The sequence below is a fragment of the Draconibacterium sediminis genome, assembly GCF_000949475.1.
Classification (GTDB): domain Bacteria; phylum Bacteroidota; class Bacteroidia; order Bacteroidales; family Prolixibacteraceae; genus Draconibacterium; species Draconibacterium sediminis.
On sequence record NZ_JRHC01000001.1, the window covers coordinates 122,067 to 148,550 of the forward strand.

General features: G+C 41.2%; 24 protein-coding genes. 3 read left to right on the forward strand and 21 right to left on the reverse strand.

Features of this window, described 5'->3' with window-relative positions:
- Positions 1 to 99 precede the first annotated feature (99 nt).
- The 8 genes from LH29_RS00510 to LH29_RS00550 form a co-directional block, all read right to left on the reverse strand.
- The gene (locus tag LH29_RS00510) at positions 100 to 618 is read right to left on the reverse strand and encodes a hypothetical protein (protein ID WP_045025622.1); all 519 of its coding nucleotides are present in this window, start codon (positions 616 to 618) and stop codon (positions 100 to 102) included.
- 95 nt (positions 619 to 713) lie between these two features.
- On the reverse strand, positions 714 to 932 hold the full coding sequence (locus tag LH29_RS00515) for a hypothetical protein (protein ID WP_045025623.1): 219 nt from the start codon (positions 930 to 932) through the stop codon (positions 714 to 716).
- A gap of 20 nt (positions 933 to 952) precedes the next feature.
- Entirely contained in the window at positions 953 to 1,624 is a 672-nt protein-coding gene (locus LH29_RS00520; protein ID WP_045025624.1) for a hypothetical protein, read from the reverse strand.
- Between the two features lies 1 nt (position 1,625).
- Complete coding sequence (locus LH29_RS00525; protein ID WP_045025625.1) at positions 1,626 to 2,042, reverse strand: hypothetical protein; 417 nt, start codon at positions 2,040 to 2,042, stop codon at positions 1,626 to 1,628.
- Positions 2,039 to 2,596: a hypothetical protein gene (locus tag LH29_RS00530; protein ID WP_157493516.1), complete on the reverse strand. Its 558-nt coding sequence runs from the start codon at positions 2,594 to 2,596 to the stop codon at positions 2,039 to 2,041. The genes LH29_RS00525 and LH29_RS00530 overlap by 4 nt, the downstream gene beginning before the upstream one ends.
- A complete protein-coding gene (locus LH29_RS23485) occupies positions 2,502 to 3,362 on the reverse strand; it encodes a helix-turn-helix domain-containing protein (RefSeq protein WP_052670479.1) in 861 nt (286 codons plus the stop codon). Before LH29_RS23485 ends, LH29_RS00530 begins: the two co-directional genes overlap by 95 nt.
- Before the next feature lie 268 nt (positions 3,363 to 3,630).
- On the reverse strand, positions 3,631 to 3,936 hold the full coding sequence (locus LH29_RS00545) for a MerR family transcriptional regulator (protein ID WP_045025628.1): 306 nt from the start codon (positions 3,934 to 3,936) through the stop codon (positions 3,631 to 3,633).
- A gap of 154 nt (positions 3,937 to 4,090) precedes the next feature.
- Entirely contained in the window at positions 4,091 to 5,458 is a 1,368-nt protein-coding gene (locus LH29_RS00550; protein WP_045025629.1) for a tyrosine-type recombinase/integrase, read from the reverse strand.
- A 398-nt stretch (positions 5,459 to 5,856) separates the two neighbouring features.
- On the opposite strand from LH29_RS00550, the gene LH29_RS00555 reads away from it, so the two are divergent.
- Positions 5,857 to 6,654 carry a cation transporter gene (locus tag LH29_RS00555; protein ID WP_045025630.1) on the forward strand — a complete coding sequence of 266 codons (798 nt, stop codon included), beginning with the start codon at positions 5,857 to 5,859 and terminating at the stop codon, positions 6,652 to 6,654.
- A gap of 9 nt (positions 6,655 to 6,663) precedes the next feature.
- On the opposite strand, the gene LH29_RS00560 is transcribed toward LH29_RS00555, so the two are convergent.
- The 13 genes from LH29_RS00560 to LH29_RS00620 form a co-directional block, all read right to left on the reverse strand.
- Positions 6,664 to 7,491, reverse strand: coding sequence for a hypothetical protein (locus LH29_RS00560; protein ID WP_045025631.1), 828 nt, complete (start codon positions 7,489 to 7,491; stop codon positions 6,664 to 6,666).
- A 16-nt stretch (positions 7,492 to 7,507) separates the two neighbouring features.
- Positions 7,508 to 9,781, reverse strand: coding sequence for a DUF5916 domain-containing protein (locus LH29_RS00565; RefSeq protein ID WP_082063358.1), 2,274 nt, complete (start codon positions 9,779 to 9,781; stop codon positions 7,508 to 7,510).
- 549 nt (positions 9,782 to 10,330) lie between these two features.
- Positions 10,331 to 10,900, reverse strand: coding sequence for an elongation factor P (gene efp / locus LH29_RS00570; protein WP_045025632.1), 570 nt, complete (start codon positions 10,898 to 10,900; stop codon positions 10,331 to 10,333).
- A 93-nt stretch (positions 10,901 to 10,993) separates the two neighbouring features.
- Positions 10,994 to 11,728 carry a DUF3108 domain-containing protein gene (locus LH29_RS00575; protein WP_045025633.1) on the reverse strand — a complete coding sequence of 245 codons (735 nt, stop codon included), beginning with the start codon at positions 11,726 to 11,728 and terminating at the stop codon, positions 10,994 to 10,996.
- Entirely contained in the window at positions 11,725 to 12,438 is a 714-nt protein-coding gene (tsaB, locus tag LH29_RS00580) for a tRNA (adenosine(37)-N6)-threonylcarbamoyltransferase complex dimerization subunit type 1 TsaB (RefSeq protein WP_045025634.1), read from the reverse strand. Before tsaB ends, LH29_RS00575 begins: the two co-directional genes overlap by 4 nt.
- Before the next feature lie 33 nt (positions 12,439 to 12,471).
- The gene (locus tag LH29_RS00585; RefSeq protein WP_045025635.1) at positions 12,472 to 14,121 is read right to left on the reverse strand and encodes a carbamoyltransferase C-terminal domain-containing protein; all 1,650 of its coding nucleotides are present in this window, start codon (positions 14,119 to 14,121) and stop codon (positions 12,472 to 12,474) included.
- Positions 14,118 to 15,116: a DUF6427 family protein gene (locus tag LH29_RS00590; protein ID WP_045025636.1), complete on the reverse strand. Its 999-nt coding sequence runs from the start codon at positions 15,114 to 15,116 to the stop codon at positions 14,118 to 14,120. The genes LH29_RS00585 and LH29_RS00590 overlap by 4 nt, the downstream gene beginning before the upstream one ends.
- A gap of 97 nt (positions 15,117 to 15,213) precedes the next feature.
- Positions 15,214 to 16,482 (reverse strand): phosphoribosylamine--glycine ligase, encoded by a 1,269-nt coding sequence (gene purD, locus LH29_RS00595; RefSeq protein WP_045025637.1) that lies wholly within the window; start codon positions 16,480 to 16,482, stop codon positions 15,214 to 15,216.
- Positions 16,483 to 16,505: 23 nt separating this feature from the next.
- Positions 16,506 to 19,586: a glycosyltransferase family 117 protein gene (locus LH29_RS00600; protein ID WP_045025638.1), complete on the reverse strand. Its 3,081-nt coding sequence runs from the start codon at positions 19,584 to 19,586 to the stop codon at positions 16,506 to 16,508.
- 339 nt (positions 19,587 to 19,925) lie between these two features.
- The gene (locus LH29_RS00605) at positions 19,926 to 20,834 is read right to left on the reverse strand and encodes a PorP/SprF family type IX secretion system membrane protein (protein ID WP_045025639.1); all 909 of its coding nucleotides are present in this window, start codon (positions 20,832 to 20,834) and stop codon (positions 19,926 to 19,928) included.
- A gap of 105 nt (positions 20,835 to 20,939) precedes the next feature.
- Complete coding sequence (locus LH29_RS00610) at positions 20,940 to 21,794, reverse strand: type IX secretion system membrane protein PorP/SprF (RefSeq protein ID WP_045025640.1); 855 nt, start codon at positions 21,792 to 21,794, stop codon at positions 20,940 to 20,942.
- 68 nt (positions 21,795 to 21,862) lie between these two features.
- Entirely contained in the window at positions 21,863 to 22,597 is a 735-nt protein-coding gene (gene pgeF, locus LH29_RS00615) for a peptidoglycan editing factor PgeF (RefSeq protein ID WP_052670484.1), read from the reverse strand.
- Entirely contained in the window at positions 22,590 to 23,267 is a 678-nt protein-coding gene (locus tag LH29_RS00620; RefSeq protein WP_045025641.1) for a Crp/Fnr family transcriptional regulator, read from the reverse strand. The genes pgeF and LH29_RS00620 overlap by 8 nt, the downstream gene beginning before the upstream one ends.
- Positions 23,268 to 23,345: 78 nt before the next feature.
- Here LH29_RS00620 and LH29_RS00625 point away from each other — a divergent pair, with 78 nt between their 5' ends.
- The gene (locus LH29_RS00625) at positions 23,346 to 24,227 is read left to right on the forward strand and encodes an ATP-binding protein (protein ID WP_045025642.1); all 882 of its coding nucleotides are present in this window, start codon (positions 23,346 to 23,348) and stop codon (positions 24,225 to 24,227) included.
- An 89-nt stretch (positions 24,228 to 24,316) separates the two neighbouring features.
- Positions 24,317 to 25,972 carry a hydroxylamine reductase gene (hcp, locus tag LH29_RS00630; protein WP_045025643.1) on the forward strand — a complete coding sequence of 552 codons (1,656 nt, stop codon included), beginning with the start codon at positions 24,317 to 24,319 and terminating at the stop codon, positions 25,970 to 25,972.
- Positions 25,973 to 26,484: the final 512 nt, after the last annotated feature.

A 26,484-nucleotide genomic window follows, 5' to 3' on the forward strand; every position in this document is an offset into this window, starting at 1 on the left:
ACAAAGGATTTCAGAAGACTCACACTTCATCCTTTCATGTTTATGTTTACCCGTCCCATTCTGAACCTTTTTTCGATTATTGTTTTCTGTCTTTTTATTTCACGGTTTGTCTAAATATCTATCCCTACCATTGTCCGGGATATAAACCACTCCATAGTCGAAATCATCATCTTCCGGTATCAACATTGAATTAAGTCTTGCCATTATCACAGCGCCGGTTCTTACTGCCATCATTCCCTCTTTTACCGATATATGCTTATGCGGCTCTTTATCGGGTCGATATGCCCTCTGAATAACATCGGTACCTATCTGACACAGCAACATTCCATACTTGTAAACTTCTGCCAGGTCATCTGCAGCCTTATCGATGATTTGCTCTTCGGTCGTTAAAGTACTTTCAGAGGTTTGCTGTATTCCATACTGAACAGCTTTTTGCAGAATAACATCCCATGAGCCATCCTTCGCCCAATTACCAATCGTAACATGAGAATATTTTTTGTTAAAATCCTGTTCAATTTCTTTCGATATATCCCTTAATGAATACATCCGCTTACCTTCTTTATCCCTTGATAAATAAAGAGTTTTAGCGTGATCTTTAATTTTTTGTGATACTGCCATGATTGTTAAGTTTTCTGTAGTGTTAAGTGATCTGTTAAGTAAAAGAGGAAGGGACCAATGGCCCCAACCCCATTAAAAAGAACTGAATATCTTATTTAGTCGGTACCCAAATCAACTGTCCCGTGTGTGTCAGCTTCCCAATCATATATTTTTTTGTATTCTTCTTCTTTTAATTCAAGAGATTTTACCCACTGCGAAACTGTTAACCCTTCAGGCTGTCCTTCTGAATAATATTTCATTGCCCAGCTAATATCATTGTAGCCGGTATTCTTTAATTCTTTAAGAATTTCCAATACTGTTTTGTCTTTTGCCATGATTTTTAAATTTTAAGTGATTATTTCTGTTTATCAATTTCTCTAGAGCCAAGTCTACCAATTCCCTGGAAGCAGAGGAAGAAGCTAGGATCTGGTTCAGCTCGGGCATAATTGCCCTTTTTCTGCATTTTCAGGATGAATGCTTCGTTAACATCGATTGTATCTTGGAGCGATAAAATGCCGGACTTCTCAGCGATATCCTCCATTTCGTTAAATGCGTGAACGAAGTTCTGAATCGCCTCCCACATGTTTTTTCGTGCCTGTGTATTCAGAACAACAGTGAATTGTTCCTCAATCGATTCGACGAATGACTTCTTTAGTCCAGCTTTGCCTGCAGATACTTCCAGGTCATCAGCTTTCACCTTCGCGGTATTCATGGCCCGATATAACTCAGCGTGAGTTTCTGAAGCTCTTTTTTGATTAATTGCCGTAGCATCCTGAAGGAAAGACTGCTTCAACTTATCGAGCTTAAGGTTCATTTTCTCAATGTCCTTTCGGGCAATACTGCCCAGTGCGCCAATGATGTAATCTCCACCTCCTGTTATAAACCCTTTTAAGTGTTCCGGCGTGGGAGATATCCCTTCGTCTTTGATAAATTGCAGTGCCTTGTTTGCTGCAGGCAAAACTTGCTCAGACTCCTTGATCTTATCGCTAATTGCTTTTTCGTCTTTCCAGATGGTTTCTTTTTCCATTTCAAAAATTATTTAGTGTTACATTAAATCCTTCATCTATTAGCATTTCCAATACATCTGCTCGGGTATACCAGGTATCATCTAGCAGCTCCAAATAATATCGGGTAATCTCAAAATCATTTTCTTGAAGATCGATGTTGAAAGTTCGAGTCATTCTTATTCCACAATCAATTATAAAATATCGCTTTAGCTTTTGGCAAACTAACTCTCGCCTGAGGTCGCACTCATAAGAAGAGAACTTAATCGCCCATGTTGAATCAATTCCTAATAAATGATAAAACCTATCTGTGTTTTCCCATCTACATAAACCTTCCAAACCAACCAATCGGAATAAATCATCACAGTAGGCCATTGTATGACCGTTCTCCCTCTTGGCAAGTCGGAGTCTTTTACCATCGATATTTATGAAGTCATTCATTTGGAGTAAAGAGTATTTAAAATTTCATTTTGCTGGTTAGTAGACATCTTCGAAATAATACATCCTCGTTCTTTCCGATATTCTCTACATGCCCGTAGAACTATTTGCGGATTGAATTTTCCATAGAACTCTCCGTAAAATCCCTCACGAATACGATGAAACAGTAAAGTCAGTTCAGCTAGATTCAACATTCCAATCTCTTCATACATGTACTCTGAAGTTTGCCTAAGCTGAATTTCTATTGCTTCGAAACCCATGAATAAACAAAGTTGAGTTAGCCACAAACTCAATAGTAATCTTGGAGTTTCTTGGTTATACACATTTGTTAATTCTCGCAGATTAATCATCTTAGAAACGAGAGCTGCTTTCTGGGTATTAAGTATTCGATACCTGTCAGCACAATAATCGAAATTAAATTGCTTCAAAAAATCCTTTCCAGTGGAACAAACCTTTTGTAGTTCAACTTTGCGTTTGCTCAATTCTGGCAATAATGTTTTCGACTGTTCTCGCTGTTTCAGCGCCCCTCGAATTGCTAGTTCTTTTCTTGTTTCCATTTCGTGATTTGTATAGCATTGAATCAAACCAGCTTTGTCCGGTTGAATTCTGTTTAACTCTTAATTTTTCAGTTTTTTGTACATTCTGTTGATAGAATGGATCTTGCTCAAGAACATGCCACACCTCCCTTATATCATCTTCAGATTTTTGATCCTTTTCAACCAACATTTTAATGGGCTTAGTCCAGTCATCATATTTTGCCTGATCAACATGTTTGGTGCTCAAGTTAAATCGGACAAGATTGTCTCTGATTAATTTGTGAAAGGCTAAAGCAATTTTTAAATACTCCTTAGATTGAGTATCGAGGATTGATTCATCAACCTCGATAAGTAGTTCTTTCTTCTTTTTAAGTTTGGGTTTAGGTTTAGGTTTAATTATTGTATCAGGGTCACTATCAGACTGACTATCCAAGTGACCATCAGGATGACTATTATATTTTGACACTATCAATAATTGATACTCTGTTTTATTTTTTATATCTCTTGGATTACCCGAAGTGCCTTGCTTAACTTGAATAAGACCAGCCTCGATCAACCTTTTTTGTGCACTTTTAACAGAATTCACACTAAGTCCCGCCTTCCCACTGAGTTGGCGTTGACTTTGTTTAAAAGGATTTTGCCAATTGTAAGTATTACACAGATGGACTAGAAAAAAATATAATCTGGTTTCATTGCCAGAGAACATATACTCTTCGTTAAGCCTCCAAAACTGATTTGCCAATTCAATGTAATTAAGCCCTGGGCGATATGTATTCTGATCACCCATGCTTCATTAAGGTTTTAAGATTGTTATGAATAAGAATCCGGCGAAGATTTTCCATTTCGGATTTTGTGCCGGTACGCCGACTGCAGTATTGTCCCAACGGCCAGTTACGAGGTAAATCTTCGAGTTTCACGATCTCTAATTCACCTGAATCGAGACATAGCAGCAAAGTATATTCCTCTGTGCTTTTAGCTTTTTCATCTTCCATATAAAATGCTTCGTTAATAGTTTATTCTTTTACTCATGACTATAACAGAAGCCGTTACGTAGTTTAGAAATTAGCCAGATCCTCACGCAGCTCAGAATCATAATAGATTATCTCACGACCAAGTCTGTGGTGTCTGATCTTTCCTTGTTTCCGATACTTCGAGAAAGACACACGTGACTTATTGTATCTTTTGCTAGCTTCCTTTTCGCTCAAAGGCTTTTCATTGATTTTTAAGCCCACAATAATTTCCTTAGCCGTCATTGTTGCCACACTTTGAGCAAAATCATTTAAGCTTTCCGGTGTTACAAAGAGCTGTACATTAGCTCCTACTCCCGGTGTGTTTTTTTTAACTAATTCTTCTAACCTCATATTTCAAATCTTAAAAAAATGCATAAAAAAAGCCCGTCCCACGCGAACGTGAGATAGGCTTTACTTGTATCTCAAAAGTAATGCTTAGTTTACATCAATGCAAATTGAGTTATGAATAGGGTTATTAACTTTGCTCAAGTATTACCATTATTGTTCAGGCAGACTTAACAACCTCCATAATTTGATTAACGCTTTTGGTTTGGGCAAGATTATTTCTTAAAGCGTCCTTATCATCGTCGATGTACCTTTTTAAAGTTTTAAAATCGCTATGTCCGGTTATTTCCATTACCTGAGGTACTGGCATTTTATAGATATTCAACAATATAGAAACAGCTGTACGCCGGGCCATATGTGTTGAAATTATCCGATGAATTGGTTCCTCAATTACAATCGATTTCACACCTTGTTTTCTGGTAATTTTTACAACCCTCTTTAACTTGGCCTTTTCAGCTGCTACCTTCAGGTTGTCATTTAGTTTCTGATTACTTATTTCTGGAAGTTTATATTTATACTTTTTAAGTACATCCAATGCCGGTGCGGCATATCCGACTAGTGGAATAACTGTTTCTTTCTTTGTTTTATAAGCTTGAAAAATCCAGGCATCCCCCATAATTTGTTCCTTTTTAAAGCCTGCAACATCACTCCAACGCTGGCCAGTAAAGGCTCCAAAACAAAATAAATCCCGAGCACGGTCCAGGTGATTATCCTTTCCAAAGTCGTGATCATAGAACTGTTTCAATTCTTGGATGCTAAGCGTTACGATATCTACATTCGAATCACGTTTGCTTCTAAACTCTGAATGTTGAAATATTGTATTCGAATGATATCCTCGTTCGAAACTCCAACGAAGAAAATTCTTTAAATTCTCTATGAATTTTGATACCGTATCATCGCGATATCCATCCTCTTCTGACTTCTGATTCTCTGCTTCATATAACAGATAGTGACGATATGAATCAATGAAGTTCACATCAATCTTATCAAAATCAAATCTTCGATAGTATTTATCAGTGAACTTGTTTAATACAGTTTTCGCAGTATTAAATTTTTGGATTGTTCGCGGATGGAGCTCAGCCGTCTTTCTCCGAATAAATTCTTTATAAACATCGAAAAATCCATTCTCTTCTTTTAACCTTGGATTCTGAAAATCAAATATAAAATCCTGAAGCTTATTTTTGATTTCATCATAAGAAGGCTGTTTGAGCTCCGCCTCCTCCATAATAGTACTATAGTACTCCTGGCTCTTCTCCAATAACCGGTTTAGCGATTTATTGAATTTCTGAGCTCCCGGTGCCTGTTGTTTCTTTCTTTGTTTGACAAAATCCCAATGTGCTGGAAAAACTTGCATGCCAGTTTTACATTTAAATCGGTGTTCCCTATCGAAACTAATAAAGAGTAAAACCGGCGTTTGATCTTGATTAAGTAATGATGAAATGTTTTTACCTAACTGCCTTCTTTTCTTCAACTCTTCAGAAACGCCCTTTTTATAGGGTTTCCGCAAAACAAAACTATAGTTTGGCATGATAATATTTTATTGTGTCCCGCGTGTCTTCAATTAATTTAGCTTGAAGATATAGAGACAATTCACTATAGTAACCTGATTATCTGTCATTCAAAGATACAATAATTGGACACAAACGAGACACAAATCATTTACATTTTTATGAACTAGCTTTACATCGTTGTAAAACAATTATAGAAAATACCTCTATAATCTGCGTTTTTAAGGGGTTAAAAGCAATTTAACTATTTATAATTGTAAATTAAAAGTAGCGCTGCTCCCGCTACTTAGATAAGCCAGAGGAATTTTTCTTCTGGCTTTTTTTATGCCCAAAATTTTATTGAAATACGCCCCTGTTTGAACAATTACACTTTAATTTGTTTCATAGGTAAACGAAACGAAAAACTGTTCAACGCGTCATGATTAAATCAGAATACCATATTGCAAAAATGGACTGTCCTTCCGAAGAGAATATGATTCGGATGAAACTGGATGGAATTCAAGCCATAAAAAAACTGGAGTTTGACATTGAAAACCGCAACCTTACCGTTTTTCACTCCGAAGAAAATGAGGAAATTCTCTCGCGGTTGGAATCACTGAATTTTGGCGCAAAACTATCGGCCAGCCACGCGGTGGATGAAAACGATTTTGCTCCGGAAAGTTCAGAGGTGCAGTCGAAACTACTTTGGTCAGTACTTTTAATCAATTTTGGCTTTTTTGTTATTGAAATGACAACCGGACTCATCTCCCGATCAATGGGACTGGTAGCCGATTCGCTGGATATGCTTGCCGATTCGTTTGTATACGGGCTCAGCCTTTGGGCCGTTGGTTCAACAGTTCTTCGAAAAAAGAAGGTTGCACGCCTAAGCGGTTACTTTCAGCTTTCACTTGCACTGCTGGGTATTATTGAAGTAGTGAGGCGCTTTATTCAGTCGGAAGCCATGCCCGATTACCGCATGATGATCGGCATTTCAATTCTGGCACTGATTGCCAACGCCATTTGTTTATGGCTTCTTCAAAAATCGAAAAGTAAAGAGGCTCATATGAAAGCCAGTATGATTTTTACCTCGAACGATGTGATTATTAATAGCGGTGTGATTTTAGCCGGTATACTGGTTTTGGTAACACAATCGAAATATCCCGATTTAATTATCGGTTCAATCGTATTTCTGATTGTTGTTAGAGGGGCGATACGAATACTAAAATTGGGCAAATAACAACAATTCCTATTTTACCACATAATCAATTAAATTCCACAATTCAATACGCTCGATGACGCGAGCTTCATTTGTTTTTTTCATTATTTCGTTAAAATCCTGTTCAGGATGTATCGCTTTAAACGATTCGGCAAAACTAAGCTCTAAGGCATAGGAGTAATCCGAAAAAGTATTCATTGTAACATATTGGTATGGCCGGCCGGCACCACGCGGAAACAGCGCCTCCCAAAGTCCCCAGCCAACAGTTCTCCCCGATCGTATCGACTCCTCGTGAATCGGCATCCAAACATCCTTCTCCAGCGCCTCGTATTCCGAACCTTTTCCCGGCTCTACTTTCATATAATTCACCTGAATGTAATTCGCCGGATCTGCAAAAGGAATGGACGGAATGGCCGCCACGCCCTGATACAACTCCGACCGAACAATTTCGCGGGCCTTGTTGGTGCGATCAAGTATTTCGCTTAAACCCATATTAGGATGAACCTTTGCCGGAATTTCAGCATTCCAGGGATTTTCCAGTGTTTTCGGATTATTATAAGTGGTAATTGCCACATAGTTGTAACTATCTGCCGACCCTGTAAATTCAACCGCATATAAATTCCAGCTAACAATTATCCCTTGTTTTATTCTTTCCTGGTGCATGGGTTTCCATATTTTTTGCTCCGCCTCGAGATATTTCAGGTGACCATCGGGTTTCACATTAAAATATTCAACCACCACATATACCTGATCAGCAGCCTTTGCCGGCGTCGTTGCGAATACAAATACGGTACAAAAAACAACCGCCGAAACAAATAGTGTAAGCCCGGCGAAACGCGATGATTGTTTATTCTTCATGGAAGTATGCTTTTTGTTAAAGATTAATCCAGTACGACATTTTTAAAATCAGTCCCCTGTTCTTAGAAACCATTCCATCGGGCAAAAAGTTCTCGGTGTAAACAAGGAATAAATCAGAAACGGGAGCAAACCTCCACTGTAACCTCGAGTTGATGTTAACATTATCGGCCTGTTCGTTATACTGAATAAAATTAGTCCAGAATATTTTCTCGGTGAATGTCAGGTCAATTCGTGGCCCTACCAGCCAAAACGCTCCACTTGGGTAGGGATCAGGCAAATCGATTTTGTTGTAGGTGTAATTCATTGCCAAACTAAAAATGGGCTTAATCCGATATCGAAAAGTTCCCGATACATTTGTGGCATTTCCATTGTAAAAACCTCCGTATCCTGCGCGGATATCAAATGAAAAATCCTTTCTGCTATTTGAAGAATAACTGGTATTTATTGCATTCCAGGTATATTCCGATCCCGATGGCAAAGGTTCCGTGCCCTCTTTAAACTGCCTTGTCGGATCAAAATCATCAAACAATTTTACATAAATATTTTGCCACTCAACATCTAAACGGCTTGAATTTAAAAAGTTTATTCTGTAACCCGTTTCCATTTCTTTGTCGGTAAATTCCCAATTTGTGTCGAGGAAGTAATCCGCCCGAAAAGTTGGGCCATGTGTGCTAATTGTTTGGCTTTCGGGATAAAAACTGTAGCGCACATACGGGCCAAAGGTAAAGTAGCCGGTACGCGGAAAGAAGCCCATTTCGGCATTAAAGTTTTCGGCCACATATTCATGCGTCCAAAATGCCATAATTTTTCGGGTATTGTACCGAACACTTGTTCCGTGCGCCCAGTGTTTTGAGGTATGAACAGGATCATCAGAATTAAAATAGTAGAAACTGCCATCCCATTTATCGTCGGCCGACAAGAGGTTGTATTGCAAACCATATACGCGGTTGTATTCATTTTGATCTCCGAAATCAAATCCGTCATCCTGGTCTTTTGAGAAGTTAATGCCCTGTTTCATGGCCACAATACCGGAAATGTTCGATCGGCCGAAAAGCTGTTTTTTAAACGTCGCAACGGTATAATTATAAGCCGGTGTATCATCAAAACCATCATTTATCTGGTGTTTGGTTTGGGCATTTAACAGGCCCACACGCATGCCCTCTCCTACCTGTCCGCTTAAACGTGCTCCAAAAATCATGGGCGACGATAAACCAATACGGCGCGAGAAAAACACCTGCGACTGCCGGAACCCAAAATCGCTGAAAAGGTCGCTGTTTTCGATAAAAAACTGGCGCCGCTCGGGATAAAACAGCTCGAAACGGGTAACATTAGTTTGCTGACGGTCGACTTCAACCGTTGAAAAATCGGGATTTAAAGTCAGGTCGAGATTTAAAGAAGTTGACAAGGCCACTTTCCCGTCGAAACCCGCATTCCAGTCCCAGCCAATATTGTTATTTACCGAAAGATCTTTCTGAGTGGCAGAACCCGAAACATAAGGAATAATACTAATGTTGGAGCTGGCTTCAGGCGGTGTACCATCCCATTTCAGCTCTCCTGAATACGTTAATGATGTTGGCTGGTATTGCCTTTTAACAGTGGTCCAGGTAGAGCGTTCGTTTCTTTTCAAATCATTTCTTACAAACTGTATATTCCAGTTGCTGATATCATCAGCGTACCGAATCGATTTAAACGGAATTTTTATTTCTGCAGTCCATCCCTCATCCGTTTTTTTTGTTTTCGAATACCACACGTTATCCCACGAATCGGAAACAGCCATAAAACCACCGCCGCCACCGGTAACTACACCTTCCATTTGCACCCCCAAAGGTGTAATGGTAAATGCATAACCATTTGTGAGGTCGTCGAAAGGATCGATAACCAACATTAAATAGTCGTTGTTTCGTTCACTGTAATCCCTTCTCAACGATTCAACAACGTAGTTTCCCGGCAACTCATCAAAACAGGTTACTCCCACATACAGGTTGTTATCATCGTAAAGTATACTGGCTTCGGTTTTTGAAAATGCGGTTGTATCGTCGATCGGGTACTGCCTGTGAAAATCCTTTGCTTTGTCGGCTGTTTGCCACACCGCTTCATCAAGTATCCCGTCAATGGTAATATCCGCATCGGTTTTTGTAATTTCCAGTGTCTTCTCCGGAATACGTTTTCCCTTTGTTCGTGAAATTAGTGATAGTTCAAATCGATCTTGTGCACTTCCCTCGAAAATCGAGATCATCCCCAATAAAAGAATAAGCAATCCGCCTAATCCGTAAGTCTTAGTTCGGTTCATTTGGTTTTTTTAGCTAGGAAGCTCTTCACTTACTTCCTGTTTATTTTAAAATATTTTGTTGCGGTTTATCTTTTGCACATTTATATCAGCTATAAATGAACAAGCAGTTAGATGGCCAAAATATCAGAAGGTTTAATTAAATCATAACTGAAGCGATGAATAAAAGATTCAGCGGGATGAATCAGTAGTTTCAGTACGTATTAAGATTATCGCTTACAAAACCTACAGCTTGTTAAGGTGTTGAAACATAACCTGAGTTGGAAGGCTGGCTGATCGGTATAAAAAGGTGGTAGAACAAAGATCCTGTACTGGCGCTTGAAGCATGACCAAACAAGTAATATTAAAAGTATTCCGGCCTCTACCGGGCCGGAACACCCTCCCCTAAGCAAACAGGGTTTACTATGAAAAAAATTGCCTACAAAGCCTTTGCCATGTAGCTTTTGTTATACGAGTTAAACTGGCATAAAGTTGTCGCCCGGCTTGTGGTTTAAAACAAAAAAGCGGGCCCTGGAAAACCAGAGCCCGCTTATCTATTTAGCGTAAATATGTTTACTGTTTTACACGTTCGCTGTATGAACGGTCGGCAGTGCTTACGCGAATTACGTCGCCTTCGTTAATAAACATTGGCACCATAACTTCAGCACCTGTTTCAACGGTTGCCGGTTTCAAAGCTGTTGAGCTGGCTGTGTTACCTTTTTCACCTACAATTGTTTGGGTTACTGTTAACTCAACTTTGTCGGGCATTTCTGCTGTTAAAGGCAATTCTTCTTCGGCATGAAACTGAATTTCAATGATTTGTCCTTCTTTCATCAGGTCGTTGTTTTCAACCATCGAATCAGGAATGGAAATCTGCTCGTAAGTTTCAGTGTTCATTACATTTAATCCCATCTCATCGCGATACAGAAACTGGTATTGACGACGCTCAACACGAACATCATCAACCTTAACACCTGAATTAAATGTATTTTCAATTACCCTTCCGGTTTTTACATTTTTTAGTTTTGTACGTACAAAAGCGGGACCTTTACCCGGTTTTACGTGAAGGAATGATACAATGGTGTAAATTTCACCTTTAAACAAAAAGCACATTCCATTTTTAAAATCTGCTGTAGAAGCCATGATAAATTAATTTCTTTTTATATGCGGTGCAAAAATAATTAAATCCGTTAAAAATCAAGCATTTCTAAATGCTTTTACTCAAAAGCCGAAAATCTACTTTAAACTTTGTTCTACGCCATTAATTTTATAATGTTTTATAACGGTTTTAAGCGAACCTACCTGCATGTCGAACTCGATGTAAACCGGTACCTTGTCTTTTTTTGCCAGATAAAACCGCACTCCGTCCGACTTTTCAAGTACTTTCCCCTTCCGAACGGTCGGTGTCAGCACGTGGCAATCCACTTCTCCAACATCTGTCTTAATCTTTTCATCGCGCAAATATTGTATCGATATATCCGATATTTTATCAGCATTAATTGTGGGATAAATAACTGCATCGCCGGGCTGAAGATTCTCAAACGGATTTTTGTGCACGAAATAAAAAAATACCGAAACCAGATCGAGCAGATCATCGGGAACGGCACGCCACCCACTGCGGCTGCTGTTTATTGAATCAACATCGTGGTAAAAAAACGTCTCTGTATAACGGCGGTAGTTTCCTTCTTTTACATTCCGAATGGTTTTTACAGGAAGGCGCGTTTCGGCATCAACATACGTTTCGTAAATATCATAAACACCATATAGTTTATTGGCCAAACCCGTTGTTTTGCCCATAACGTGGTAATGAATGGCGGGCCGGTCGTTAAAAACCGTATCACTGATGGTCATCTCGGCTTCGCCACCTTTTACGAAACTAAATTTCAGGTAAAATTTTAACGAAATATCCTCGGCAACGGTTGTTTGAGCTGCCAGAAAGAAAACGATAAGTATGGAGAGAAACTTGTTCATTTTATTACTTTGTTTTTTGGAATGGTTGCTACAAAATCCTTTAAATAAAAAGGCTCGAAATAAGCAACGTCTTCAAATTCATTTTTGTTGTACTTAATTTCTGCCAGATTTTGCATAAATCGTGCCGTTGTTTTGTCGGGCCCGGTAAACAAAGCGTTTACGTGCGTTAATTTTTCGCGGCATTTTTCGGCGCCATTTCCAAAAAACAATATTTTTTTTGTTTGAAGATGCTCGGCAAAAGAGTTTTCATCAATAATTTCAGCAGTCACTTCGTTTATTGCCTTTCCTCCTTTTTCGAAAAGAGCAGTGTACACTTCCATACGGCGGGCATCAATCATCGGGCAAAATAACAGCTCTTCACCATCAGCTGCCTTGTAATATTCGCCGGCATTTTCGGCTACGTAATGCCCCATTGCTTCAATCGAGCCAATACCAATAAGCGGTTTACCTAATCCGTAACACAAGCCTTTTGCCACCGATACGCCAATGCGCAAACCGGTGTACGAACCAGGCCCTTTACTTACAGCCACTGCATCAATATTATGGATATCGAAATTGTTCTCGCTAAAAAGCTCCTCAATAAAAACGGTAAGCAACTTCGAGTGATTTAATCCCTCAGTGCTTTCTTTTTGGTAAAGTGTTTTACCGTTTTCTGCCAGCGTAACCGAACAAACTTCGGTTGATGTTTCGATATTTAAAATAATTGCCATTTGAATCCTTTTAACAAAGTTCTGCAAAAATAGTTAAAGCAGAACAAACTTTCCATTTAACACCACGCCGTCGAGTTGCATTTTTTTTGCCGATTGCAGTGCATCCTCTTCGGTATGAACGATGGGTTCGCCACCTGCGTTAAACGAGGTATTTATCAATGCTTTTATTCCATGCTTTTCATCCAGCTGCTTAAGCAAGGCAAACAAAAACGGGTTCTCCGATTCTTTGGAAATGGATTGAAAACGTGCAGTTCCGTCGGCATGAATTGCGCCGGCTATTTCCTGTTGTTTTTTGGGAAGAACAGAAAAATCGAGCAACATAAATTTCGCCAACTGATGAACCTCCGGTTGGCCGGTAAAGTACTTTACGTTTTGTTCCAAAGCCACCGGTGCCAGCGGACGGTACCATTCGCGGCCCTTTTTCTCCATGCTTAGTTTTTTCGACAGTTCTTTCGAGCCGGCAAACGCTAAAACACTGCGGTTTCCCAAAGCACGCGGTCCGGCTTCGCCAAAGTTATTGCAAATGCCAATCAGCTTTTTAGCAGCCAGTTGTTCGGCCACTTCATTTATAGTTTCCTGTGAAAAACCGGCTTTATAATTTTCAATTCCCCAATTGTTTAAATAGGCTGAATTAAGTTCAACGTTCCCGTGTTTTTTCCACTCGGCAAAAGCAGCAGCTCCCAAAGCTAACCCTGAGTCTTCGGTACACGGAGGGATAAAAACCTGCTGAAACATTTTGCTGTTTACGATGCGCGTATTGGCTACAATATTCAAAGCCGACCCGCCGGTAAAGTACAAATTTTCAGTTCCGGTTTTTTGCTGCAACATTTGCAGCTTATTCAGTATTTCCTGAACAAAAAGTTCCTGCAGCGTTGCAGCTACATCCTGAATAAAGGGATCTTTCTGATTAAACGATTTCAGATCGACTCCCCAGTCCTTTTTTTCAGCCTCGAAAAAAACCGATGTTTTTCCCCAAATATCCTGGAAGAAATGGTTCCTTTTCAGCCAGTCGCCCAACTCGGGGCGGTAGTTTCCAAGGCCTGAAAATCCCATAAATTTTCCGGGAACGGCATTTTGTTCGGGCAGTTTTGCACCGATTATTGCAAACACCAGCGCGTTGGCATTAAACAGCGTTGAGTAGGGTTTTAAATCCCAGTGGTATTCGAGCCACTCCAATTGGCCATTTTTAAATACCGCTGCTGAAAAATTGCTTAAACTGGCGCCACCATCAAAGTGAACCAGCAGGCTGTTATCGTGCATGTTGCAAAAAAAAGGCAGGCACGAAAACATATGCGCCAACTCGTGGTTCAATACCCAGGCTTCCTTTTCTTCGCCAAACCACCAGCATTTTCCTTTTTCCAAACCGGTGGCTAATTCGTGGTTTAACGGCGCTTCAAAACGCACTTCGCCACTTTGCAGCAAAAAGGTGCGCCCCACCACATTATCAACAAAAACAAGGTCGTAATCTTTGCCCAGTAGTTTCTTTTCTTTTAAAATCGATTTCAGATGAATATGAAGCGAATTGTCTCGTTTGCGGCGCGAAATCCTTTCCTGCTGCAGGAACCACTCCACTTTTCCGTTTTGCATGAAGGCCACATTATGGTCGTGCACATAAAACGGGTGTTCATAATCAAACCGATCCTGAATACCATAAATCGCTAAAGTTGGCTTGTTCCTGTTCATTGGAAAAAATCGAAAGAAAACTGCATGGAAACAACAATAAGCACTAAAAGGATAAAAAGCAACTCGCTCCAGAAGCGGCTTTTCATAAACACAAAATAGTTAGCAATAAGGTAAGTAACGGGAATTGCGGTAATAACCAGCATTTCCTGCGAGGTTACCGGGTTTAACGCAAATCCGGCCAGCGAAAAAATAAAAATCCAGAAAAATACTGTGAAGTACTTTCGCGAGCTGATCTTTTTGGTATCGTATTGTCCAAACATTCCAATACTTCCGGCAATAGTATATAATATTAGCGCTACCAGGTAAACCTGCAAGGGAATATTTGAACGGAAATGATTAACCGGTGTGACGATACTTTCTTTCATAATATTCAGCACCTCCAGCCAGCTGTCGGTTAACACGGCATAGGCAGCAGAAAAAGCAAAAGGAAGAAAGAACCCCAGGATCAAGGTGGTAAATTCGCGCCACCCGACTTCGCGGCCCAACAAGGCTATACCCACAATAAACGCAGGAATCAGCACTGCAACATCGAGGTAAAAAAGCGCGCCTACTCCCAACAAAAATCCTACATCGAAAGTGGAAGAATAGGCTTTTTTCGTATCAAAAATGCCAAACAGCCGGTAAACGGCAAGCAGCATAAATAAAGCCCCAAAATATACCGGATGCAAAGTGTGCATGGGCACAAAACCACCAACAATAACCACAAACAGCAAGGCAGGCAGCTTACTTTTTATTCGGATAAACATGAACCGGTCGTTTACCAATTGCATGGTGTAGGCCAGCAATATAACCATAACAATTCCGATAATAACCTGCACCAGTGGCTTGTCGTGAACCAGCCGGTAAATCAAATTAAAAAGGATGTTTTGATCTTCGCCCGGGAAATAGTTATAAGCAAACGGGTGCTGCAGGCTCTTTATCCACAGTGCAATTGTGACCAAAGGCACCAGGAACAAACTTACAGAACTGTTCGACTTTAACTTTTTTAGTATCATGCCATTTTGCTTCTCAATACTTCAGAATATAAATAACTCCGGACCTTGGCTCTCACATAAAAACAGCCAAAGTACGGAGTCTTTTTAAGCCGTAGGATTAAAGATCGAATCCCAGGTCTTTACGGTAATATTTTCCTTCGAATTCGATATGTGCGGCGTTTTTAAATGAAGTAGCCAGTGCATCGTTCATATCCGTTCCGTACGAACTTACCGAAATCACACGACCTCCGGCTGTAACCACATCGTCGCCTGCCTGTTTTGTTCCTGCATGAAAAACAAGACTGTCAGTTACCTTTTCAGTTCCGGTAATCACTTTTCCTTTTTCGTAATCTCCCGGATATCCGCCTGAAACCAACATTACAGTAACGGCAGCACGCTCGTCGAATTCAATCTCTTTTTCGCCAAGTGTTCCGCTGGCAGCTCCATCAAGCAACTCAACAAAGTCAGATTTTACACGCAACATAACCGCTTCGGTTTCCGGATCGCCCATACGCACGTTGTACTCAATTACATACGGCTCGTTGTTTACATTTATCAGTCCGAAGAAGATAAATCCACAGTAGTCGATTCCATCTTTTGCCAAGCCCGAAACCGTAGGAGCAATGATCCGCTTCTCCACTTTTTCCATGAATACGGCATCAACAAACGGGACCGGTGTAATGGCACCCATTCCGCCGGTATTTAAGCCGGTATCGCCTTCGCCAATTCGTTTATAATCTTTTGCTTCGGGAAGAATTTTATAATCTTTACCATCGGTAAGAACAAATACCGAAACTTCCACGCCGCTCAAAAACTCTTCGATTACCACTTTGCTGCTGGCCTCGCCAAACTGCCCGTCGAGCATTTCCTTCAGCGAGTTTTGTGCCTCTTCCAGCGAGTCGATGATCAGCACCCCTTTACCGGCAGCCAAACCATCAGCTTTAAGCACATACGGCGATTGCATGGTGGTCAGGAACTCAACACCTTTATCCAGGTTATCGGCAGTTACCGTAAAATATTTTGCTGTAGGAATGTCGTGACGAGCCATAAAAGCTTTGGCAAAGTCCTTACTTCCTTCCAGTTCGGCACCGGCTTTTTTCGGGCCAACAACTTTTACCGATGCCAGTTCAGGATCGGCAGCAAAAAAATCGTGCAGTCCTTCTACCAAAGGCACTTCCGGCCCCACTAACATCAGGTCGATGTTATTTTCGAGCACCAGTGTTTTTATTTTCTGAAAATCAGAAACACCTGCATCCAGGTTGGTTCCCAATTCAGATGTACCGGCATTTCCCGGTGCAAAAAACAAATTATCTACTTTTTCGCTTTGTTTAATTTTCCATCCCAAAGCGTGCTCTCTTCCTCCCGAGCCTACAATCAAAATATTCATCAGTATGTTGCTTTTAATTTTTACTATTGCATGTTGCCATATCGTTCGAAATAGCTTTGCAGGCTTCCGCCAATTTGTTCAGCCAATTCGCTGTTACCCGCTTTTGAAGCTGTTCGTTGCAGCTGCTGCATATAGAACAGCTTGCGTTGAATCTCTTCCATAATGCCCCCCATAAACTTAGGCTGTAGTGAGAAATAATAAGTCAGTTCGTCGTTGAATACGCCATATGCGGTTTCAACCATTTCAAGACCTTTATCGTTTGCACCAGCCCGGATATAACCGTCGGCCAGTTCCAGGGCAAAATATTCGTAAGGTATAATGCTGTTTGGTAACAACTCGTTGCAGCGGTCGATAACTGCAATGGCCGAATCCTTTTTACCTTCTTCAATCAATGCCGATGCCAGTCGGTTAAAACTGTTCCGGATGTTGGTCATCATGCGGGTATTGGTTTCGTCGAGGTACACTTCAGGGTCGTTCATGTTACCCCACTCGAAGTTGTTCATCAGGTTATCGTACATCGCAGATGTATTCACCCGGCCAAACTGCAATTGCTGCGGATTACTCTGGGTTTTTATCGGAACCAAACGGTAGGCAAAACCTTCCACCTGGAAATAATCCTCAAGATTCAGGTATTTGCTGCGGCCAACGGTAATCGACCAGTAAATAGGACGTTCCCAGTTGTTGGTTGCCAACATATCGAGCACCATCATTTCATCTTTCGATAACATACTTTTGCCCGACAAATCAATAACTATCTCGTCAACAATTTTGTCGTAATCTTCCGGAGCAACCACTTTATTTCTGATCACTGCTTCCTTATCCACTTTAAACTGAAGTTTCTTTTTCGGAAGATAAGCTGCATTGTCGGCCTGCTGCAGTTTGGTAGCCGGGTCATCATTGGCAATCCAATCAATGCCCTGTTTTAATCCAACAAAATCACGCTTGAAGCGTGGATCATCAACAATGTAAACCGCATCGCGGGTTCCCAACAGATACTGATCGGGCTTTAACGTAAAATCGATTGGCTCCGAATCGTAAGCTTGTCGGCGCATCTGATCGATATACCAATCGGTTTGCAGATAACTTAAGTTACACACACGGACGTCGGTCCGAACACCTTCCACCTCCTGGTTATACCACAGCGGGAATGTATCGTTATCGCCATTGGTGAAAATCACCGCATTTGGCTCGCATGTTTTCAGGTAATTGGCACCAAAATCGCGGGCAGTATATCGTCCTGATCGATCGTGGTCGTCCCAGTTTTGCGCTCCCATAATTCCGGGAACCAAAATCAGCGTTACCAGTCCGGCAATTCCTCCGGCAAGTGTTTCAGGAATGTATTTTTTTAATGTTTCGGAAATGGCCAGCACTCCCAAACCAATCCAGATTGCAAAGGCATAGAACGAACCGGCATAAGCATAATCGCGTTCGCGCGGCTGGTGCGGATACTGGTTCAGATAAATTACGATGGCCAAGCCGGTTAATACAAACAGCAGGAATACCACCCAAAGTCCTTTCCGGCCTTCTTTACCGCGGTTATACTGGAAAAAGATGCCCAGTAATCCGAGCAGTAGGGGCAGGAAGAAATAGGTGTTTCGGGCTTTGTTATTGGCCAGTTCAGCAGGTAAATTATCCTGATTGCCCAAACGAGCCTCATCAATAAATTTTATACCACTCAACCAGTTTCCGTATAGTATATCTCCGTGTCCCTGAATATCGTTTTGGCGCCCCACAAAGTTCCACATAAAGTAGCGCCAGTACATATGATTTACCTGGTAGCGAAAGAAAAACCGCAGGTTTTCGCCCATGGTTGGTTTTACAATGGTTTCCACCTCGCCACGTTCGTTGCGGAACTGAATACGTGTACCTTTTATTTGTGCCCACTGCTGATAATCCTGCTCGTGTTGCGGATCCATATTGCTCCACATACGCGGGAAAACGGTGGTGAATTTCTCGTCGTAATTCGGATTAAAACGGTGATACGTAATTTTGTATTTTCCGTCGACCTGCGAATAAACCGGACTTCCTTCAGTAAAACGATCGCCCACTTTGTAAGGCGAATTGTAGTACTGGCCGCTAAACAACGGACGCGATCCGTATTGTTCGCGGTTGAGGTAGCCCAGCAGCGAGAAAGTATCGTTCGGACTATTCTGATCCATTGGCGGTTGAGCCGATGAACGAATAATTATTATAGCAAACGATGAGTAACCGATAAGAATTACGGCAACCCCCAGTAATACAGTGTTCCATACCACTTTTTGTTTTTTGTGCGTGTAGTAAATTCCAAAAGCTATGGCAGCAATTACCAGCACAACATAAAAGAAAACGCCTGAGTGATAAGGCAAACCAAAGCCGTTAACAAACATCAGTTCGAACCACGATGCAATGGTTACAAAACCCGGAATAATACCGTACATTATAGCTCCCAGCAACACCACCGAAGCCACCAAAGCCCAGATAATACCGTTGCGGGTTACTTCATATTTTCTGAAATAATAAACAAAAACAATGGCCGGAATTGCCAGCAGATTCAGTAAGTGAACCCCGATTGACAGGCCAACTACGTAAGCAATAAATATCAGCCAGCGGTTGGCATATTTTTCGTCGGCAACGTTTTCCCATTTTAAAATGGCCCAGAATACCACTGCCGTTAACAACGACGAGCTGGCGTAAACTTCGCCTTCAACAGCCGAAAACCAGAATGTATCGGAGAATGTGTAAGCCAGCGCTCCCACCAAACCGGCTGCGCAAATTGAAATGGTTTGCCCCAGTGAAACCTCTTCGGCTTTTACCATTATCTTTTTTGCCAGGTGGGTGATGGTCCAAAACAGGAACATAATGGTTCCGGCACTGGCCAGTGCTGAAAGCACATTCACCATTTTTGCGGCGCCTTCAGGGCCTGCAAATAGTGTGAAGAAGCGGCCAACGATCATAAAAATCGGTGCCCCCGGCGGGTGACCTACTTCAAATTTAAAAGCTGTTGTAATAAATTCGCCACAGTCCCAAAAACTTACAGTGGGTTCAATGGTCATTAAATAAACAATGGCTGCAATTAAAAAACTAACCCAGCCAAAAACGATATTAAACAATCTGTATTGCTTCATTTTCAAGTGATTTCTGAAAGCGTAAATGTTCGAAATTTTTAATAGTTGCGAAGATAAGGCTTTTGCTGAAAACTCAGAGAACAGTATATTATAATTAAAGCTTATTAACGTGAAATGTAGCCAACAACTATAGGCTAACAAGTGCGGAAGAGGGCATTTTTTTGCAAATTCATTACCTTTTGCAATTAGAAGGGGGCATTTTTTCAAAAATATATGGTCTTCTGTATGCGGAAGTCTAAATATTTTTGCCCAAATGTGCCCTTCCAACTGCAGCTTTATGAGGTTTTACATAAATGAAGCCGGAAAGAATTACAAAATCATAAAACTTATTTCCCGAACTCAGCTTTTACTGTTAAGCCGGTATCCAAGCACAAATTCGTGAGTATTCAGTGTTTTACTATTCAGAAAATCATTAAAACTATAGCTATATCCAAGTCGGAATTTTTGTTTCAAGTCTACTCCCAACATGAGTGAGTGGAAATCCTCGAAATCAAAATTCTGGTACCCGCCCCAGAATGTGTTTTTGTATTCTGCAAAAATTCCAGGTATAAGCGTATAGTCTTCATCGGAATAGTCGACCATAAGATTTGGGGTGAACGCAAAGTTCTGTGTATTAACAATTTTATAAGAAAAAACTCCGGTAAAAACCGCAGGAATATCAATCGCCAAATTATCTTCACCGGAAATTTGTTCCTGAACGGTTACACTCAATCCTGCACTTAACCTTTCCGAATAAATAAAAACACCCATATTTCCATTAAACGTTTTGTAATGTTCATCCAGAGGATTTTCAAAAAAAGGATCATTGGGATCAAGAGAAACATATTCAGACAAGGCATTCTTGTGGAAAGTAGTACCGCCCGAAATTCCGAAACTTAAAATAGCAGCATCAAAAACATTGAAGTCATAGGCATAATTTACTTTCACTAGATTAGCTGTTTCGAGACTGAGCTTTGTATGGTAAAAATCGAGCCCTATGGTTCCGGCTTTTTGAGATATTTTATAATCGAACGAAGCAGCAAACAAATTATAGGATTCCTTCCCAAAGTCTCCAAAATCGTAGGCCAGGTGAGAAAAGGATCCATAAATCCAATCGGATGGAGTAGAAATTGCCGCCGGGTTTTGGAATGATAGTCCCATCCAATAAGCTCCTTCCTGAGCTAACGATTTTTGGTTAGAAAAATGGAATACCAAGCTTAACACGGTAAATAGTTTTAATACAATGTGCCTGCTGCTTTTGACTTTCATTACTATATGGTTTTTGTTCGAAATAATTATATCTGTTCTTTACCAAAATTAAGCTTGCTTAAACATCACAACTCGCTACACCACTCCTTCAGCAATATGGCTTTACTAATTCAATTTATACCCCAGCGTGAATTGATAGAACTTTATCGTTCCAAGCTGGTAGTAGTCAGAAAAAGAATACCTCAATGCAATCCTGAATCGGTTTGAAACATCTGCCCCGGAGTATATGCTACGCACCCCGTTTGTTCCGGTAGTTACATACCCTAACCAGACTTTATTGTTGTACGCCGTATGAATTCCACCAAAACCATCATTGTCGCCACCGCCAAAGTCCATTCTAAGATTAGGCTCAATTACAAACTTCTCTTTTATATAAAAGCGGTAAGCAGTAATAAACGTAACATAGTTATCAATTAAACTGCCCGAACTATATTCGTTATCTACCTCATTAAAAAAAGCATAACTAAGCCCTAAATCCAATTTCCGCGAACGATATAAAGTACCAAGGTTTGATTTCAGATAACTTGCTTTCGGGTTACTGTAACCATAGCTGCTATAATCACTCTCCTGCCCCTCAATACCTGTCGATACCCCAAAATTCCATTGCCTGTTCTTTTTCCGAGTAATCGTGTACGCATAAAGTAACTCCGCCAAAAATGCCGTCTCATCTCCTTTATGCGTGCGAATAAAATTTGCACCTATCGTGCCTGCTTTTTGCGAAATGGTATAATCAGCAATTAATGCAAAACTGTTGTAGGCATCATTGTATTCCGGAATATCAGCAAACTCTGCAACACCCCAAACCCAGTCTGACGGGGTACCGATAAGTGCCGGATTCTTAGAGGATAGCCCCATCCAATAAGCTCCTTCCTGGGCGCTGCTTTTTTGCTGAAGAGAAAGAAAAATGATTAAAAAAATAAGAATTGTTTTGGGGAATAAACCAGTGTTTTGAGTATTCATTTTGGGTTAATATTAATTGTTTGAGGAGTAAATATATATTTTTTTGTTAAATGTTTATTCCGGTGAGGTTACAAAATCATTATACCCGAAACCATTCGACCGGTATCTACCCCATCGCGGCGTGCGGAATAATACTTTTCGGCCTCGGAAAACGAACACGCTCCAAGCACCTCAATATTTTGAGCCGGCACCCCGTTTTTTAACAACAACTGCCGGTTGGCCTCCCAAAGGTTAAAATGAAATTTGCCTGTACCGTTTTTATGCAGGGTTGTTTCAGCATTTGGAATCGATTTTCGGGCAGCAGCCACCACTTCGTCACCCACTTCATATATTTCGGGACTAATTGACGGGCCAATGGCAGCCACAATATTTTTTGCAGAAGCGCCGTAGTTAGTCATTTTGCTAATCGCCTTTTCAGCTATTCCGCCAACGGTACCGCGCCACCCGGCGTGAACAGCAGCAATTACTTTTGCCTCCGGATCGAACAACAATACCGGAACACAATCGGCCGTTTGCACACACAAACACAGCCCGACCTGATTGGTAACCAGTGCATCGGTTTCTGAAATTACAGCATCGGGAGCCTCCTGAATAGCGGCAACACAGCTGCTGTGCGTTTGATCGGGATAAACCATTTGCCCAACTTCCAGCGCCAGTGCCTCGGCCAGTTTTGCCTTATTTTCGGGCACATTGCTGTATCGCACGCGTTTAACCGGCAAGGTACTTTTGGTGGTGGTAAAAGCACAAAGTTTATCGAAAGGCTGAAATATGTTGTAACGGATTAAATTCAGGTTTCTATCCATTTTCCAATAAGCTGTTTAATCCCTCTTTATCAAGCAGGGTAACGGTTTTCTTTTCAATTTTTATCAGGTTTTCACTCTGCATTTCGCCAAGTACACGCGCGAGCGATGGCCGGGTAACTCCAAACAATTCGGCCAGCTGTTGTTGTGTATTTTTTAGTTCGAACGAATGAAACCGGTCGCCCGCCTGTTGAAGCAGAAAATGCGCAACCTTTTCTTTTATGGTTTTAAAACTCAGAAAATGCAGTTTTTGCGAAAGAAACTGCGCACGCGTTGAAATGTTATTCAAATAATTGCGTAACAAACGTGTATTTAGTTGTAACAATTTCAGGAATTCAACAACAGGAATGGCCAGCAACTCCGACTTTTTATTGGCAGTTACCGTAACCGGAAACTTGTTTTCTTTACCAAACAAAAAAGCAGCTGCCAAGGGACGCGGTGCTTCAATGTCTTCAATCTTCACCGTTTTCCCCGAGTAATCGATCATCTCGCCCCGAACACTTCCGGAAAGCACAACAAACAAGTTGGTAACCTCCTCGCCTCCCTGCACAACAATCGCATCCTTTTCGAATTTACGTACCTGGTAATGAATTTTCGAGCAAAGCGTCATGCACTCTTCTTCTGAAATGCCATTAAACAACGGACTTTTAACAAGAATTGAATAATCTATCATTTTGTAACAATTGATACATTTTGCCTAACACCGGCAACCTACTTTTGTTGCGTAAACTTAAAGAAAAGAATAAAAAAGATGATACGGGAGATAATAAAAATTGACGAGGATTTGTGTAACGGATGCGGCGTTTGTGTGCCGAACTGCCACGAAGGCGCGTTGCAGATTATTGACGGAAAAGCACGACTGATTAGTGAGTTAATGTGCGACGGACTGGGCGCCTGTATTGGCCATTGCCCGGAAGGAGCAATTACCATTGAAGAGCGTGAAGCCGATGCTTACGACGAAATTACAACCATTTCGCAAATGGTAAAACAAGGAAAAGCCACCATGTTTGCGCATTTAAAACACTTGCAGGATCATAACGAAACCGGCTATTTGCAGCAGGCATTGGGTTTTATAAAAGCCAATCGCGAGGCCATGCCTTTCGAGATCAGCGAAGTGCACGAATTGCTTCACGGAGCAAAAGAAGAACAAGCTTCGGGTGGTGGTTGTGCCAGCGGCGGATGTCCGGGTTCGGCACCAATGGCTTTTGATGCAGGTGGTTTAAAAATGGCCGCTCCAGCGGCAGAAGTTCCATCGGAACTTACCCAGTGGCCGGTGCAAATGCACTTGATTAACCCGGCAGCAAGTTATTTCCAGGGCGCCGATCTATTGGTAGCAGCCGACTGTGCAGGTTTTGCATACGGTAATTTCCACAACGACTTTATAAAAGGTCGGAAAATGGTAATTGCCTGTCCAAAACTCGACCAGGGAAAGGATATCTACGTTCAGAAACTGGTGAAGCTGATCGACGAATCGAGAGTAAACACAATAACCGTAGTAATTATGGAAGTTCCATGTTGCGGAGGATTGTCGCAAATGGTAAAAATGGCCACCCAAATGGCATCGCGAAAGGTACCCGTTAAAGAAGTTGTGATAGGAATTAAGGGCGATATATTAAGCGATGAGTGGATGTAAACCACAAAAATTACCCAATTAAGTTGTGATAGAATCAGCCCCTTTTCACAAAAAAATCAAAAGAATAATCTAAATAAAGAATAGTAGAAATGAGTATGTTTTGTTTTCAATGTCAGGAAGCAGCCAAAGGAACCGGCTGCACTATTGCAGGAGTATGTGGAAAAACCAGTGATGTAGCTAATTTACAAGATACTTTACTTTACGTATTGAAAGGTATTTGCTGGTATAACGAGAAATTAAGAGCAGTTGGTGCCAACCCTAATAAAGTTGACAAATTTGTTTTCGATGGTTTGTTCAGTACCATCACCAATGCCAATTTTGATGCAGCGGTATTCACCAAACGAATCATAAAAGCACTTCAGTTAAGAAACGAATTGCACGTATTGAGCAAAGAAGCCGGTGTTGTTTTACCAGCAGAATTACCGGCCTTTGCCTCATGGACAGGAAATACTACCGAAGAATTTGAAGCCAAAGCGGAAGAAGTTGGTGTATTGAGCACTGAAAACGAAGACATCCGTTCGTTGCGCGAGTTAATTGTTTACGGTGTAAAAGGATTGGCAGCTTATGCCGAACACGCTTACAACCTGGGAAGTCAGAAAGATGAGATTTTTGCTTTTATGCAACGTGCCCTGGTAGCCACTACCGAAGATTTGAGTGTTGACGAACTGGTTGCTTTAACGTTGGAAACGGGGAAATTCGGTGTTGATGTAATGGCACTACTGGATGCAGCCAACACCGGTTCTTACGGAAATCCTGAGGCTACAAAAGTAAATATCGGGGTGCGTAATAATCCGGCAATTCTGATTTCAGGTCACGACATGAAAGACATGGAAGAATTGCTGAAACAGACCGAAGGAACAGGCGTTGATGTGTACACACACAGTGAAATGTTACCGGCTCACTACTATCCGGCTTTCAAAAAATACGAACACCTGGTGGGTAACTATGGAAATGCGTGGTGGAAACAAAATACTGAATTCGAAAGTTTTAACGGACCGATTCTGTTTACTACCAACTGTATTGTTCCGCCAAAAGCATCGGCAACTTATACCGACCGTATTTATACAACCGGAGCTTCAGGTCTTAACGGTGCCATCCACATTCCGGATCGCAAGGATGGCAAAATGAAAGATTTCAGCGCCATTATCGAGCACGCTAAAAAATGTGCGGCACCGCAGGAAATTGAAACCGGAGAGATCGTTGGAGGATTTGCACACGCTCAGGTATTTGCACTGGCCGACAAAATTGTTGATGCCGTAAAATCAGGTGCTATCAAAAAATTCTTTGTAATGGCCGGCTGCGACGGACGCATGAAAAGCCGCGACTACTACACAGAATTTGCTGAGCAATTGCCACAAGACACTGTGATTCTTACTGCAGGATGTGCAAAATACCGTTACAACAAACTGCCTCTTGGCGATATCGGTGGTATTCCACGCGTAATTGATGCCGGACAGTGTAACGACTCGTATTCGCTGGCAGTTATTGCCTTAAAACTGAAAGAGGTATTTGAGCTGAACGATATTAACGAACTACCAATTTCGTACAACATTGCCTGGTACGAACAAAAAGCAGTAATTGTGTTACTGGCACTGTTACACCTGGGCGTAAAAAATATACACCTTGGGCCAACACTTCCGGCATTCCTTTCTCCAAATGTTGCCAATGTTTTGGTTGAAAATTTCGGAATCGGCGGTATTACCGAGGTTGAACAAGATTTGGAATTATTTATGAGCGCAGTTTAGAAGTTGAGGAGAGAGGGACGAACCTTAAATTGAGGGACAGTTTGTTTTGAGGTTTTTACAATGGCATCTGCGAGAGTGGGTGCCATCTTTCATATAACTGTAACATTTATAAAAACTATTTACACTTGTCTTTTCAGACAGAAAATCCTTTTTCCTATAGCTGAAAAAGGATTCAAAAAAGCCACCGCTGACGATAAAAAGCTAAAAATAAATTCCTTTCACTAAAATCAAGAAACTTCCCGATGCTACCGATCGGGACAGGCTCTCCTTTTAGCCCTTCGTACCTCAGTGCTGACGAGCGTCAAACAGACTTGATTTTTTCACGCTCTCTCCATTTATTTTCTTAACGCTTTTTCTCGAAGGCGGACTTGAGGGTAAATTTTGTGCGGGCTCGTCAAAAATCCGTCAGTCGGGCAAATTGGTCACATTGAAAAAACGCAAAGGTTATTTTTTGATCCCGATAAAATCGGGACTTTCTTTTCATCGAATGGAAAAGAAAGAGCCTGTCTGGC